Consider the following 13,457-nt stretch of genomic DNA (forward strand, 5'->3'; position numbering starts at 1 on the left):
GCTGGTTGACGGGGTCAGCAAGCTGACCCAGATGAACTTCGAAACCAAGGCCGAGGCGCAGGCTGAAAACTTTCAGAAAATGGCCATGGCCATGGCGCGCGATATCCGCGTGATCCTGGTCAAGCTGGCTGACCGCCTGCACAACATGCGCACCCTTGAAGTGCTGTCCGGTGAAAAGCGCCGGCGCATCGCCAAGGAAACCCTCGAAATCTACGCCCCCATCGCCAATCGCCTGGGCATGCATACGGTGCGCGTGGAGTTCGAAGACCTCGGCTTCAAGGCCATGCACCCCATGCGCTCGTCGCTGATTCACCGTGCGGTGAAAAGCGCTCGTGGCAACCGCAAGGAAATCGTCGCCAAGATCGAGCACTCGCTGGCCAACTGCCTGGCTGCCGATGGCATCGAAGGCGAAATCAGCGGCCGGCAGAAGCACCTCTATGGCATCTACAAGAAGATGCGCGGCAAGCGCCGCGCTTTCAACGAGATCATGGACGTGTACGCCTTCCGCGTCATCGTTGACAAAGTCGATACCTGCTACCGTGTGCTCGGCGCCGTGCATAACCTGTACAAGCCGCTGCCCGGCCGCTTCAAGGACTACATCGCGATCCCCAAGGCCAACGGTTACCAGTCGTTGCACACCACGCTGTTCGGTATGCATGGCGTGCCCATCGAAATCCAGATCCGCACCCGCGAGATGGAAGAGATGGCCAACAACGGCATCGCGGCGCATTGGCTGTACAAGTCCAACGACGACGAGCAACCCAAGGGCAGCCACGCCCGTGCCCGCCAGTGGGTCAAAGGCATCCTCGAGCTGCAGCAGCGTGCTGGCAACTCGCTGGAGTTCATCGAAAGCGTGAAGATCGACCTGTTCCCGGACGAGGTCTACGTGTTCACGCCCAAGGGCCGCATCATGGAGCTGCCCAAAGGCTCGACGGCCGTCGACTTCGCTTACGCGGTACACACCGACGTCGGCAACAGTTGCATCGCCTGCCGTATCAATCGCCGCCTGGCGCCGTTGTCCGAACCGCTGCAGAGCGGGTCCACGGTGGAAATCGTCAGCGCCCCGGGCGCCCGGCCAAACCCGGCCTGGCTCAACTTCGTGGTTACCGGCAAGGCGCGCACGCACATCCGCCACGCGCTCAAGCAGCAGCGCCGGTCCGAATCCATCAGCCTGGGCGAACGCCTGCTGAACAAGGTGCTCACCGGCTTCGACAGCAGCCTGGAGAAGATCCCTCAGGAACGTATCCAGGCGATCCTGGCGGAGTACCGCCTGGAACTGATCGAAGACCTGCTCGAAGATATCGGCCTGGGCAACCGCATGGCGTATGTGGTTGCGCGCCGCCTGCTGTCAGCCGAAGGCGAACAGTTGCCAGCACCGGAAGGGCCGCTGGCGATCCGCGGTACCGAGGGGCTGGTACTGAGTTATGCCAAGTGCTGTACACCCATCCCGGGCGACCCGATCGTCGGCCACCTGTCGGCAGGCAAGGGCATGGTCGTGCACCTGGAGAACTGCCGCAACATCAGTGAAATCCGCCACAACCCGGAAAAATGCGTGCAGCTTTCCTGGGCCAAGGACATCACCGGCGAGTTCAATGTCGAACTGCGGGTCGAACTGGAGCACCAGCGCGGCCTGATTGCCCTGCTTGCCAGCAGCGTCAACGCGGCCGACGGCAATATTGAGAAAATCAGCATGGACGAGCGCGACGGCCGTATCAGCGTGGTCCAACTGGTGGTCAGCGTACACGATCGCGTGCACCTGGCCCGTGTGATCAAGAAGCTGCGTACCTTGACCGGTGTGGTCCGCATCACCCGCATGCGTACGTAGTCCGCCAACCGCAAGGAGTCATCATGAGCAAGACCGTCATCAACAGCGACAAGGCCCCCGCCGCTATCGGTACCTACTCGCAGGCGATCAAGGCCGGCAATACCGTGTACATGTCCGGCCAGATCCCGCTGGACCCGAAGACCATGGAGCTGGTCGAAGGCTTCGAAGCCCAGACCGTGCAGGTATTCGAGAACCTCAAGGCCGTGGCTGAGGCTGCCGGCGGTTCGTTCAAGGACATCGTCAAGCTGAACATCTTCCTGACTGACCTGAGCCACTTCGCCAAGGTCAACGAGGTGATGGGCCGCTACTTCGAACAGCCTTACCCAGCCCGCGCCGCGATTGGCGTTGCTGCGCTGCCAAAAGGCGCCCAGGTCGAAATGGACGCCATCCTGGTCATCGAATGATGCCTTGGGCGACGGGCACCCTGCCCGTCGCCCCCTCTCCTGCGCAAGGTTTCCCGACATGCGTCACGCACTGCCCCTCGCGCTGGCAGCCCTGCTCCTGAGCGGCTGCGCCAGCCACAAACCCGAAGATTTCAACGGCACCTGGATCAACCAGGCTGCGATCAAGGCCGCGGTCAAAGGCGACAGCCTGCGTCAGGCCCTCAATGAAAATGGTCCGGTATTCGAGTGGAAGCTCGACGTCGCCAACCAGCAGGCCAGCTACAGCAATGGCTTCGAAGCGGCGGACGGCCAGCTGGTCACGCTCGACAAGCAATTGCAGGCCAGCTTTGACGGTGGCCAGACCGAGCAGCTTGCGCTGGACGGTGACGAGCTGCTGACCACAGACCAGAGCGGCGCAAAGCAGGCTTTTGTCCGCGTACAACCCTCTGCCACCGCCAGCGCCCCGCTGGGCAGCAGCTTCGAAAAAGCCCTGTACCAAGCGTATCTGGGCGGTGAATGGACCATTCTCGAAGGCCAGGGCCAAGGCGGAAAAGTGCGCTTCAGCGATACCGGCAACGTCACTGGCTTGCCTGGGCCAGACCGTTTCGCCCTGTGCCTGGCCGGCGACTGCGCCACCATGGGCGGCAGCAACGACAGCCTGTGGCTGGAGCGCAACCAACGGGGTGCGCCTTTCATCATCAAGCGTGACGGCGACAAGCTGGAGATCTTCCAGGCGGTGAACCGTGCCCAGGCTGATGACATGCCCCAACTGGCAGCGGGCAAGCGCCAGTGGTTGCTGGAAAAAAACTGAAGCCTGCAGCAGCGGCCTTGTTTCGCGACAGGGCCGCAGCACGGCACCAGGGCATCAGCGTTGCCGCGTGGATTGCCAGGGCTGCTTTGCAGCCCAATCGCAACGCCAGGCCGCGCCTACAGAAGTCGCGTCAAGGGTGTGGTCAGGCTTTCGCCGCCAGGATGGCTGCGTAGCCTTCCTTGTAACTCGGATACACCGGCGCCCAGCCCAACGCCTTCACCCGTGCGTTGCTGCAGCGCTTGCTACCGGTACGCCGCACGCGCTGTTCATCTGACCACTCGGTAACCCCCAGGTAGGCCCGCAACCAGGCCACCACATCGGCCAGCGGTGCCGGATCATCGTCAACCCCGATGTAACAGTCGTCCAACGCCTTGCCATCAGCATCTTCCTGCAGCAGAAACGCCAGCAAGCTGGCAGCATCTTCGGCATGAATACGGTTGCCGTACAGCGGCGGCTGCTCAGCCACCCGATAGCCCTGGCGGACCTGGCTCAGCAGCCATTCGCGGCCGGGGCCGTAGATGCCAGTGAGGCGCACCACACTCGCCGGTATGCCGCTGCCAAGGGCCAACCGCTCCGCTTCCAGCATCACCCGCCCCGAATACCCCTCGGGCTCGGTCGCCGACCCTTCCTCAACCCACTCGCCGTCCTTCTGCGCATACACGCTACTGCTTGACACGAACAGCAGACGGCGCGGCCGTTGGCCACGCTCGGCCAGCCAGGCCAGCACATGGCGTAAACCGTCGACATAGGCCGCCCGGTAACCCGCCTCGTCATGCTGGCTGGCCGCCACGCAGTACACCAGGTAGTCCAGCGTACCCCGTGGCCATGCGGCTGGCAGCGAGGGCTCGGCCAAGTCCGCAGCCACCGGGTGAACCCCCGCAGGCAATTGCCCCACCGAACGGCGCAGACCACTGACCTGCCAGCCACGTGCCAGCATCTGCCGGGCCAAGCGCCCGCCTACATCACCACAACCCACCACCATCACGGAAAGGTCTGACATCACAAAACTCCCTGGACCAACTGATCAGCCCAACCACGCTACACGATGGATGGCTAGACCATAGGCGAAAAAAGCTACAATATTACTTTTGTTAACAAGAATTACTTGCAATAATGGCGACCAAGTTGTTCTCGGCCCGCCTCGAGGCCTTGGAGAACGTTCGTCTTTTCTCTTCATCAGGTCCGGCCAGCATGACACGTACTAAACCCTCCGCTTCGCCAACCCAGTCGCGCGCCTGGCGCGCCATCGCCGCGCTGACGCTCAGCCTGGTGCTGGCCCCGGCAGCCATGGCCGATGAGCCAACCGCCAATACCACCACGCCGGCCGCCGCCACTGCCGCTGCTGCCCCGAGCACCGCCCCGGCTGGCGAAGCACCCGCCACCAGCGCCACTGCCGGTGCACCAGCTGCAGCAGACCCAAGCGTCGAAGCCCTGGTTGAAGATACCTCGCTGGGCATGGCCCACGACCTGTCCCCATGGGGCATGTACAAGAACGCCGACATCGTGGTGAAGATCGTCATGATCGGCCTGGCTATCGCCTCCATCATCACTTGGACCATCTGGATCGCCAAAGGCTTCGAGCTGATGGGTGCCAAACGCCGCCTGCGTGGCGAAATCGCCCAGCTGAAGAAGGCCACCACGCTGAAAGATGCCAGTGAAGTCTCCAGCAAGGAAGGCACGCTGGCCCATACCCTGGTGCACGACGCCCTTGAAGAGATGCGCCTGTCGGCCAATGCCCGCGAGAAAGAGGGTATCAAGGAACGCGTCAGCTTCCGCCTGGAGCGCCTGGTGCATGCCAGCGGCCGTAACATGAGCAGCGGCACCGGGGTACTCGCCACCATCGGTTCCACCGCCCCGTTCGTCGGCCTGTTCGGCACCGTCTGGGGCATCATGAACAGCTTCATCGGTATCGCCAAGACCCAGACCACCAACCTGGCCGTGGTCGCCCCGGGTATCGCCGAAGCCCTGCTGGCCACCGCCCTGGGCCTGGTCGCGGCAATCCCGGCCGTGGTCATCTACAACGTCTTCGCCCGTTCCATTGCCGGCTACAAGGCTCAGGTGTCCGATGCTTCCGCCCAGGTACTGCTGCTGGTCAGCCGCGATCTGGACCACCAAGGCAGCGAGCGCGCCGCCCCGCACATGGTGAAAGTGGGGTAAGCCATGGGCCTGCATCTCAACGAAGGTGGCGACGACCTCGCCGAAAACCACGAAATCAACGTTACGCCGTTCATCGACGTAATGCTGGTACTGCTGATCATCTTCATGGTTGCCGCCCCCCTGGCCACAGTCGATATCAAGGTCGACCTGCCGGCCTCGACCGCCAAACCGGCGCCGAGGCCCGAGAAGCCGGTGTTCGTCAGCGTGAAGGCAGACCAGAAGCTGTACGTCGGCGACGATCAGGTCCCGGCACCCGACCAGCTTGGCCCGATGCTCGACGCCAAGACCAAGGGTGACAAGGAAACCACCATCTTCTTCCAGGCCGACAAAGGCGTGGATTACGGTGACCTGATGGAAGTGATGAACAACATGCGCTCGGCCGGCTACCTGAAAGTCGGCCTGGTAGGTCTCGAGACGGCAGCCAAGAAATGACAAAACCGCGCTCAAACATGGCGCGCTACGCTGGCAGCCTGGCGATCGTGCTGGGCGTGCACGTGGTCGCCGTGCTGCTGACGCTCAACTGGTCTGTGCCCCAGGCCATCGAGTTGCCGCCAGCAGCCATGATGGTCGAACTGGCACCGCTGCCGGAACCCGCGCCACCGCCGCCCCCGAAAGCGGCGCCGCAGCCACCTGCACCGGTAGAGGAACCACCTTTGCCGAAGCTGGTGGAGGCACCCAAGCCGAAGATCGCCATCCCCAAGCCGCCCAAGCCGAAGGCCAAGCCCCAGCCGCCCAAGCCTGAGAAGAAGCCTGAGCCGCCGAAGGAAGCACCGCCGACCGGGCAGACCGTCGACGCGCCGCCGAGCAATACGCCACCGCAGAAGTCCGCGGCACCGGCCCCGAGCATCGCGTCCAACAGCAACGCCCTGCCGACCTGGCAGAGTGACCTGCTGCGCCACCTGGCCAAGTACAAACGGTACCCGGAAGACGCGCGCCGCCGTGGCCTGCAAGGCATCAACCGCCTGCGCTTCGTGGTCGACGCCGAGGGCAAGGTGGTGTCGTACTCGATGGCCGGTGGGTCGGGCAGTGCCGCGCTGGACCGCGCGACCATGGAAATGATCCGCCGCGCCGGCAAAGTGCCGAAGCCGCCACCCGAGTTGTTGAACAATGGCACCATCGAAGTCGTGGCGCCCTTCGTCTACTCGCTGGACCGCCGCTAAGACTTTTGTTTCTGTCACAAATCGGCAAGTCTGATAACGTGCGTCTATCGATTGCAGCCGCTATGCTGGGGCCGCAACTTCATGGACGCACGTTATGACCCTCACAGAACTACGCTACATCGTCACACTCGCCCAGGAACAGCACTTCGGCCATGCCGCCGAGCGCTGCCACGTGAGCCAGCCGACCCTGTCGGTCGGTGTGAAGAAGCTTGAGGATGAGCTTGGCGTTCTGATCTTCGAACGCAGCAAAAGCGCGGTCCGCCTGACCCCCGTCGGCGAGAGCATCGTTGCCCAGGCACAAAAGGTACTGGAGCAGGCCCAGGGCATTCGCGAACTGGCCCAGGCTGGCAAGAACCAGCTGACTGCGCCGCTCAAGGTCGGTGCCATCTACACCGTGGGCCCCTACCTGTTCCCGCACCTGATCCCGCAACTGCACCGCGTGGCACCGCAGATGCCGCTGTACATCGAAGAAAACTTCACCCATGTGCTGCGCGAGAAGCTGCGCAATGGCGAGCTGGACGCGGTGATCATCGCCCTGCCGTTCAATGAAGCCGATGTGCTCACCCTGCCCCTCTACGACGAACCGTTCTGCGCGCTGATGCCTGCCGACCACCCATGGACGGCCAAAAAGACCATCGACACCGCCATGCTCAACGACAAGAGCCTGTTGCTGCTGGGTGAAGGTCACTGCTTCCGTGACCAGGTGCTGGAAGCCTGCCCTACCCTGAACAAGGGGGGTGAAGGGTCGCGGCACACCACGGTCGAATCCAGCTCGCTGGAAACCATCCGCCACATGGTGGCGTCCGGCCTTGGCGTGTCCATCCTGCCGCTGTCGGCGGTGCACAGCCACCACTACGCGCCTGGGGTCATCGAAGTCCGCCCGCTGACCGCCCCGGCACCGTTCCGCACCGTGGCCATCGCCTGGCGCGCCAGCTTCCCACGGCCGAAGGCCATCGAGATCCTCGCCGACTCGATCCGCCTGTGCTCGGTAGCCAAGGCCCCTGCAGAACAAACGGCCTGAGTCATGACGGAGCTGTCGAACGTCCCGGTCACCGTGCTCAAGGGTGTTGGCGAGGCCATGGCCGAAAAGCTCGCCAAGGTCGGCCTGGAAAACTTGCAGGACGTGCTGTTCCACCTGCCCCTGCGCTATCAGGACCGCACCCGCGTGGTTCCGATCGGCCAGCTGCGCCCAGGCCAGGACGCGGTGATCGAGGGGGTGGTCAGCGGTGCCGACGTGACCATGGGCAAGCGTCGCAGCCTGGTGGTACGCCTGGGTGACGGCAGTGGCGTGTTGAGCTTGCGCTTCTACCATTTCAGCAACGCGCAAAAGGAAGGGCTCAAGCGCGGCACCCACCTGCGCTGCTACGGCGAAGCTCGCCCGGGTGCTTCCGGGCTGGAGATCTACCACCCGGAGTACCGCGCACTGAACGGTGACGAACCGCCACCGCCGGTCGACCAAACCCTCACCCCGATCTACCCGTCTACCGAGGGCCTCACCCAGCAACGCCTGCGCCAACTGTGCCAACAGAGCCTGAGCCTGCTCGGCCCGCGCAGCCTGCCCGACTGGCTGCCCGACGAACTGGCCCGCGACTACCAGCTGGCGCCGCTGGATGACGCCATCCGCTACCTGCACAACCCGCCCGCCGACGCCGACGTCGAGGAGTTGGCCCTGGGCCACCACTGGGCTCAGCACCGCCTGGCATTCGAAGAGCTGCTCACCCACCAGCTGTCGCAACAGCGCCTGCGCGAGAGCCTGCGCAGCCTGCGTGCGCCAGTGCTGCCCAAGGCCACCCGGCTGCCGGCGCAATACCTGGCCAATCTGGGCTTCCAGCCGACCGGCGCGCAGCAGCGCGTCGCCAACGAAATTGCCTACGACCTCAGCCAGCACGAGCCGATGATGCGCCTGGTGCAAGGCGACGTGGGTGCCGGCAAGACCGTGGTCGCCGCGCTGGCCGCGTTGCAGGCCCTGGAGGCTGGTTATCAGGTGGCATTGATGGCCCCCACCGAGATCCTTGCCGAACAGCACTACATCACCTTCAAGCGCTGGCTGGAGCCTTTGGGTTTGGAGGTGGCCTGGCTGGCCGGCAAACTCAAGGGCAAGGCGCGGGCGGCGTCGCTCGAGCAGATCGCCAATGGCGCCCCGATGGTGGTCGGCACCCACGCCCTGTTCCAGGACGAGGTGAAGTTCAAGCACCTGGCCTTGGCCATCATCGACGAACAGCACCGTTTCGGCGTGCAGCAACGCCTGGCGCTGCGCAAGAAAGGCGTGGCCGGCGAGCTGTGCCCACACCAGCTGATCATGACCGCGACCCCCATTCCGCGCACCTTGGCCATGAGTGCCTACGCCGACCTGGACACCTCGGTGCTCGACGAGCTGCCACCTGGGCGCACGCCGGTGAACACCGTGCTGGTGGCCGACAGCCGGCGTTTCGAAGTGGTCGAACGGGTACGCGCCGCCTGCGCTGAAGGGCGCCAGGCGTACTGGGTGTGCACGCTGATCGAAGAGTCCGAGGAACTGACCTGCCAAGCAGCCGAAAGCACTTACGAGGAGCTGGGCAGCGCCTTGGGTGAACTGCGGGTCGGGCTGATCCACGGCCGCATGAAGCCGGCGGAAAAGGCCGAGATCATGGCCGAGTTCAAGGCCGGCAACCTGCAGTTGCTGGTCGCCACCACCGTCATCGAGGTGGGCGTGGACGTGCCCAATGCCAGCCTGATGATCATCGAAAACCCCGAGCGCCTCGGCCTGGCCCAGCTGCACCAGTTGCGTGGCCGGGTGGGCCGCGGCAGCGCCGTCAGCCATTGCGTGCTGCTGTACCACCCGCCGCTGTCGCAGATCGGCCGCGAGCGCCTGGGCATCATGCGCGAAACCAACGACGGCTTCATCATCGCCGAAAAAGACCTTGCGTTACGCGGCCCGGGCGAAATGCTGGGCACCCGCCAGACCGGCCTGCTGCAATTCAAGGTCGCCGACCTGATGCGCGACGCCGACCTGTTGCCAGCAGTACGCGATGCCGCCCAGGCCCTGATTGCACGCTGGCCGGAGCACGTCAGCCCGCTGCTGGACCGCTGGCTGCGTCATGGCCAGCAATATGGTCAGGTGTGACGCCTGTCCCATAATGGATCCAGATTTGCGCCCAGGGTGGTTATACTTCGCGTTTAAAAGAATCAGTGGATACGGACCATGACTGAAGTTGCCCTGGACACCGCAACCCCACACACGCCTTCCGTCATCAGGCTGCTGCTCGAGAAACTCGGCGTAGCCTACCGCGAGGTGGTCGAACATCCGCACCTGCCCGCAGCCTCGCGGGTACAGGCCGTGCTGCTGGACGACGAGGTGGGCGCCATGATGGTGCTGTTCCCGCAGAGCCAACTGCTGGACCTGAACCGCCTGGCCGAACTGACCGGGCGCAAGCTCACCGCCGTGTCGGTGCCACGCCTCAAGCAAATGCTCGACAAACACCAGCTCAAGGCGCTGCCGGGCATCCCGGCGCTCACCAGCTCACCGTGCCAGTACGAAAAAAGCCTGCTGGACGTCGACCTGGTGTACATCAATTCGGGTGAAGCCGGCCTGTTGCTGGAAATAGAGCGCGCGCACTTCAAGCGCATGTTGCTCAAGGCCAGCGCCAGCAGCTTTGGCCAGGAAGTCGGGGCGATCAGCCCCAACCTCGACCGCCCCAACGACGATACCCGCGAAATCACCAATGCCGTGCAAGCTTTCACTGCCCGGCGCATCCAGAAGCGCCTGGAAGAAACCATCGAAATCCCGCCGCTGGCCGATACTGCGCAGAAAATCATCAAACTGCGGGTAGACCCCAACGCCAGCATCGACGATATCACTGGGGTGGTCGAAACCGACCCGGCCCTGGCCGCCCAGGTAGTCAGCTGGGCGGCATCACCCTACTACGCCTCGCCAGGCAAGATCCGCTCGGTGGAAGACGCCATCGTGCGTGTGCTGGGCTTCGACCTGGTGATCAACCTCGCCCTTGGCCTGGCCCTGGGCAAGACCCTGAGCCTGCCCAAGGACAACCCTCAGCAGGCCACCCCGTACTGGCAGCAGTCGATCTACACCGCCGCCATCATCGAGGGCCTTACCCGAGCCATGCCGCGGGCAGAGCGCCCTGAAGCAGGCCTGACCTACCTGGCCGGGCTGTTGCACAACTTCGGTTACCTGCTGCTGGCACACGTTTTCCCGCCGCACTTCTCGCTGATTTGTCGCCACCTGGAGGTCAACCCTCACCTGAACCACACCTATGTGGAACAACACCTGCTGGGCATCAGCCGCGAGCAGATTGGTGCCTGGTTGATGAAACTGTGGGACATGCCGGTAGAGCTCTCGGCCGCGCTGCGTTTCCAGCACGACCCGGCCTACGATGGCGAGTTTTCGGCATTCCCCAACCTGGTATGCCTGGCCACACGCCTGCTGCGCTCGCGCGGGATTGGCTCGGGGCCGCTGGAGGAGATTCCTGACGAACTGCTGGAGCGTTTGGGCATTGCCCGGGAAAAGGCCGAGGATGTGGTGAACAAAGTGCTGGAGGCCGAGAGCTTGCTGCGGGAGCTGGCTTCGCAGTTCAACGCACCGCATTGAAGCCCGGGGCCGCTTGGCGGCCCCAAACATTTCAGCCCTGCTTCTTCTTCGGCTTCAGGTACTTCATCAACCCCTGAAACCACATCACCAACGCCGGATTGCCCTTGATCTGGATGTTCTTGTCCTGAATGCCCTGCATGAACGCCAACTGCTTGTTGCTTGCCTGCAAGGTGGCAAAGCCATAGGCGGCATCCTTGAAGGCAATGGCAAAGGCTGGCTGTGAGTACGACCCGCTTTTGCTGCTGACCCGCTCGTTGCTGACGATAAAGTGCCGGGCGACCTTGCCGTCCAGGGTCTGCATCTGGAACACCAGGTCCTTGCCTTTGAGCTGCTGCTGGAATGCCGGGTTATTGCGGCTGGCCCGGGCCATCAGCAGCCCCATGGCCCAGAGAAGAAAGCGGAACTTCATCGACACGCCTCGATGGAAAAGTGACTAAGTTGCGCAGTTTATCCTCCTAATGACCTTTTTATGCAAGTTCGCAGCAATTACCGGGTGTAAAGCACAACGGGCGCCATCTGGCGCCCGTTCGGGATCAACGCATCCTCAGTGCACAGTTACTTTTTCTTGCTGGCCTTGCTCGGCGCGGCCGGCGTATTGACGCTGTCCCTGAGGTTCTTGCCGGGCTTGAAAGCCACGGTATTGCTGGCTTTGATCTTGACCGGCTGGCCGGTTTGCGGGTTTTTGCCGGTACGCGCGCCGCGGTGACGCTTTTCGAAAGTGCCGAAACCAACCAAGGTCACGGTGTCCTTGTCCAGGGCGCCCGTGATGCTGTCGAGAATCGCGTTCAGCACTTGATTAGCTTTTTCTTTGGTCAGGTCAGCTTTTTCAGCGATGACGGCGGCGAGTTCTGGTTTGCGCATAGTAAAGCCTCTTTGACGGAATTCTTGTTGTTATGCCGTGCTGCCTTCAGGAGCAGCGCTCAAGGCACCGCAGGCTCTAACCTGCGGCAGACGGGAGTGAGAATGGCACGTGGTTCGGGGCCGCGCCAGTATCTGAGCGGCCATTGTGCAGGCAACAACAGGACAAACCAGACAGAACGCCGGGCAATTACGCCATAACTGCAGGTAGCTGGCGGTTCAGCGCCAGCTTTTCCATGACCGCAGCCCCGGTCAGGGCATAACCCAGCAGCCCGCCACCCGCATCGATGCACAGCACCTTCAGGTCATTGCCTTGCCCTTCCACCTGCCAAGTGCCTTCGCGGCCCTGTGGCGGTGGCGACACCACCAGCGGGCAGGCCGGGGTTTTCACGGTGATCGGCATTGGCCCGTAGGCAACTGCCGCGGGCTTGCCGGCCAGGGTTTGGGCCAGTGCCCGTGCACAACTCATCAGTGGCATCACGTACAACAGGTTGATGCCGTCTACCTCGGCACAATCCCCGAGGGCGAAGATATTGGCGTGGGAGGTTCGCAGCTCACGGTCCACGCTGACGCCACGGTTGACCTGCAGCCCGGCCGCGGCAGCCAGGTCGGTACGCGGGCGCAGGCCAATGGCCGAAACGACCAAGTCACAGCCAACCACGCTGCCATCCGACAGGTGCGCCTCCAGGCCGTGGGGCGCCTGCTGCAAGCGGGTCAGAACAGGCCCAAGGTGAAAGCGTACGCCCAGGTCTTGCAACCCACGTTGTACCGCGCCGGCAGCGGCCGGATGCAACAGGGTCGGCATGACCTGCTCGCATGGCGCTACCACGTCTACCTGAAAGCCCCCCAGGCTCATGTCGTTGGCAAACTCGCAGCCGATCAGGCCAGCGCCGAGAATCAGCACGCGTTGCTTGCCGGCGGCGGCAGCACGAAAGCGTGCGTAGTCCTCCAGGTCGTTGATGGGGAACACCAGGTGACTGGCATCGCCTTCAACCGGCACCTGCACGGTCTGCGCACCCCACGCCAGCACCAGGTCGCGGTATGCCACGGCCTCTTCGCCGATCCACAGGCGTTTGTGCCCAGGGTCGATGCCGCTGATGCGGGTATGGGTGCGGATTTCGGCGTTCAGCTGCTCGGCCATGGCACCGGCTTCGGCCATGCACAGGTCAGCGGCGTCCTTGTGCTTGGCATAGCCCATGGAAAGCATGGGCTTGGAGTAGGAACGACCGTCATCGGCGGTGATCAGCAGCAGCGGCGTATGCGCATCGAGCTTGCGAAATTCGCGGGCCAGGTTGTAGCCCGCCAGGCCGGTGCCGATGATTACCACAGGGGACGTCATGTCGTGCTTGCCTCGCTTAGCCGATGGAGATCATTTCAAAGTCGCTTTTGCCAACACCGCAGTCAGGGCATAGCCAGTCTTCCGGCACGTCCTCCCAACGGGTGCCAGGGGCGATGCCGTCGTCGGGCCAGCCTTCGGCTTCGTCGTAGATCAGGCCACAGACGATACATTGCCACTTTTTCATCAGGTTGTTTTCCTCGGGTCAGGCTGGGGCTTTGTGTTGCTGCTGACGGCCCTATGGCGGGTGAACCCGCTGCAACAGGGACCAACGCGCAATGCTTGGGGGCTTTGTAGCGGCCCTGCCCGCAGTATGCAAGCAGTCGGGGCAATCATGCTAAG

General features: G+C 63.3%; 14 protein-coding genes. 9 read left to right on the forward strand and 5 right to left on the reverse strand.

The annotated features are described in order from the left end of the window. The 3 genes from APH30_RS09860 to APH30_RS09870 all read left to right on the forward strand — a co-directional run. Positions 1-1,825: bifunctional (p)ppGpp synthetase/guanosine-3',5'-bis(diphosphate) 3'-pyrophosphohydrolase (locus APH30_RS09860; RefSeq protein WP_054912415.1), on the forward strand; the 1,825-nt coding region annotated here is incomplete at its 5' end. Between the two features lie 23 nt (positions 1,826-1,848). Then, the gene (locus tag APH30_RS09865) at positions 1,849-2,229 is read left to right on the forward strand and encodes a RidA family protein (protein WP_009684531.1); all 381 of its coding nucleotides are present in this window, start codon (positions 1,849-1,851) and stop codon (positions 2,227-2,229) included. A 58-nt stretch (positions 2,230-2,287) separates the two neighbouring features. Next, positions 2,288-3,019, forward strand: coding sequence for a hypothetical protein (locus tag APH30_RS09870; protein WP_054912416.1), 732 nt, complete (start codon positions 2,288-2,290; stop codon positions 3,017-3,019). A 142-nt stretch (positions 3,020-3,161) separates the two neighbouring features. On the opposite strand, the gene APH30_RS09875 is transcribed toward APH30_RS09870, so the two are convergent. Continuing rightward, positions 3,162-4,019: an SDR family oxidoreductase gene (locus APH30_RS09875; RefSeq protein ID WP_054881210.1), complete on the reverse strand. Its 858-nt coding sequence runs from the start codon at positions 4,017-4,019 to the stop codon at positions 3,162-3,164. A gap of 191 nt (positions 4,020-4,210) precedes the next feature. Here APH30_RS09875 and exbB point away from each other — a divergent pair, with 191 nt between their 5' ends. From exbB to APH30_RS09905, 6 genes are all read left to right on the forward strand, one after another. Beyond that, complete coding sequence (exbB, locus tag APH30_RS09880) at positions 4,211-5,176, forward strand: tonB-system energizer ExbB (protein ID WP_009684526.1); 966 nt, start codon at positions 4,211-4,213, stop codon at positions 5,174-5,176. A 3-nt stretch (positions 5,177-5,179) separates the two neighbouring features. Beyond that, positions 5,180-5,608, forward strand: a complete 429-nt coding sequence (gene exbD, locus APH30_RS09885) for a TonB system transport protein ExbD (protein WP_009684525.1) — start codon at positions 5,180-5,182, stop codon at positions 5,606-5,608. Then, positions 5,605-6,336 (forward strand): energy transducer TonB, encoded by a 732-nt coding sequence (locus tag APH30_RS09890; protein ID WP_054912417.1) that lies wholly within the window; start codon positions 5,605-5,607, stop codon positions 6,334-6,336. The genes exbD and APH30_RS09890 overlap by 4 nt, the downstream gene beginning before the upstream one ends. A 94-nt stretch (positions 6,337-6,430) precedes the next feature. Continuing rightward, positions 6,431-7,357 carry a hydrogen peroxide-inducible genes activator gene (locus APH30_RS09895; protein WP_009684523.1) on the forward strand — a complete coding sequence of 309 codons (927 nt, stop codon included), beginning with the start codon at positions 6,431-6,433 and terminating at the stop codon, positions 7,355-7,357. A 3-nt stretch (positions 7,358-7,360) separates the two neighbouring features. Further along, positions 7,361-9,439 carry an ATP-dependent DNA helicase RecG gene (gene recG / locus APH30_RS09900; protein WP_009684522.1) on the forward strand — a complete coding sequence of 693 codons (2,079 nt, stop codon included), beginning with the start codon at positions 7,361-7,363 and terminating at the stop codon, positions 9,437-9,439. Positions 9,440-9,517: 78 nt separating this feature from the next. Next, positions 9,518-10,921: an aminoacyl-tRNA deacylase and HDOD domain-containing protein gene (locus APH30_RS09905; protein ID WP_054912418.1), complete on the forward strand. Its 1,404-nt coding sequence runs from the start codon at positions 9,518-9,520 to the stop codon at positions 10,919-10,921. Between the two features lie 31 nt (positions 10,922-10,952). Here the strand turns inward: APH30_RS09905 and APH30_RS09910 are convergent, their stop codons facing one another. The 4 genes from APH30_RS09910 to APH30_RS09925 all read right to left on the reverse strand — a co-directional run bounded on the left by APH30_RS09910 (position 10,953) and on the right by APH30_RS09925 (position 13,302). After that, positions 10,953-11,330 carry an SCP2 sterol-binding domain-containing protein gene (locus APH30_RS09910; RefSeq protein ID WP_009684520.1) on the reverse strand — a complete coding sequence of 126 codons (378 nt, stop codon included), beginning with the start codon at positions 11,328-11,330 and terminating at the stop codon, positions 10,953-10,955. A gap of 146 nt (positions 11,331-11,476) precedes the next feature. Then, on the reverse strand, positions 11,477-11,782 hold the full coding sequence (locus APH30_RS09915; RefSeq protein ID WP_009684519.1) for an HU family DNA-binding protein: 306 nt from the start codon (positions 11,780-11,782) through the stop codon (positions 11,477-11,479). 187 nt (positions 11,783-11,969) lie between these two features. Further along, positions 11,970-13,118, reverse strand: a complete 1,149-nt coding sequence (locus APH30_RS09920) for an NAD(P)/FAD-dependent oxidoreductase (RefSeq protein WP_054912419.1) — start codon at positions 13,116-13,118, stop codon at positions 11,970-11,972. A gap of 16 nt (positions 13,119-13,134) precedes the next feature. Then, the gene (locus tag APH30_RS09925) at positions 13,135-13,302 is read right to left on the reverse strand and encodes a rubredoxin (protein WP_003253349.1); all 168 of its coding nucleotides are present in this window, start codon (positions 13,300-13,302) and stop codon (positions 13,135-13,137) included. Positions 13,303-13,457: the final 155 nt, after the last annotated feature.

This window comes from Pseudomonas sp. NBRC 111127 (assembly GCF_001320345.1).
In the GTDB taxonomy this organism is placed as follows: domain Bacteria; phylum Pseudomonadota; class Gammaproteobacteria; order Pseudomonadales; family Pseudomonadaceae; genus Aquipseudomonas; species Aquipseudomonas juntendi.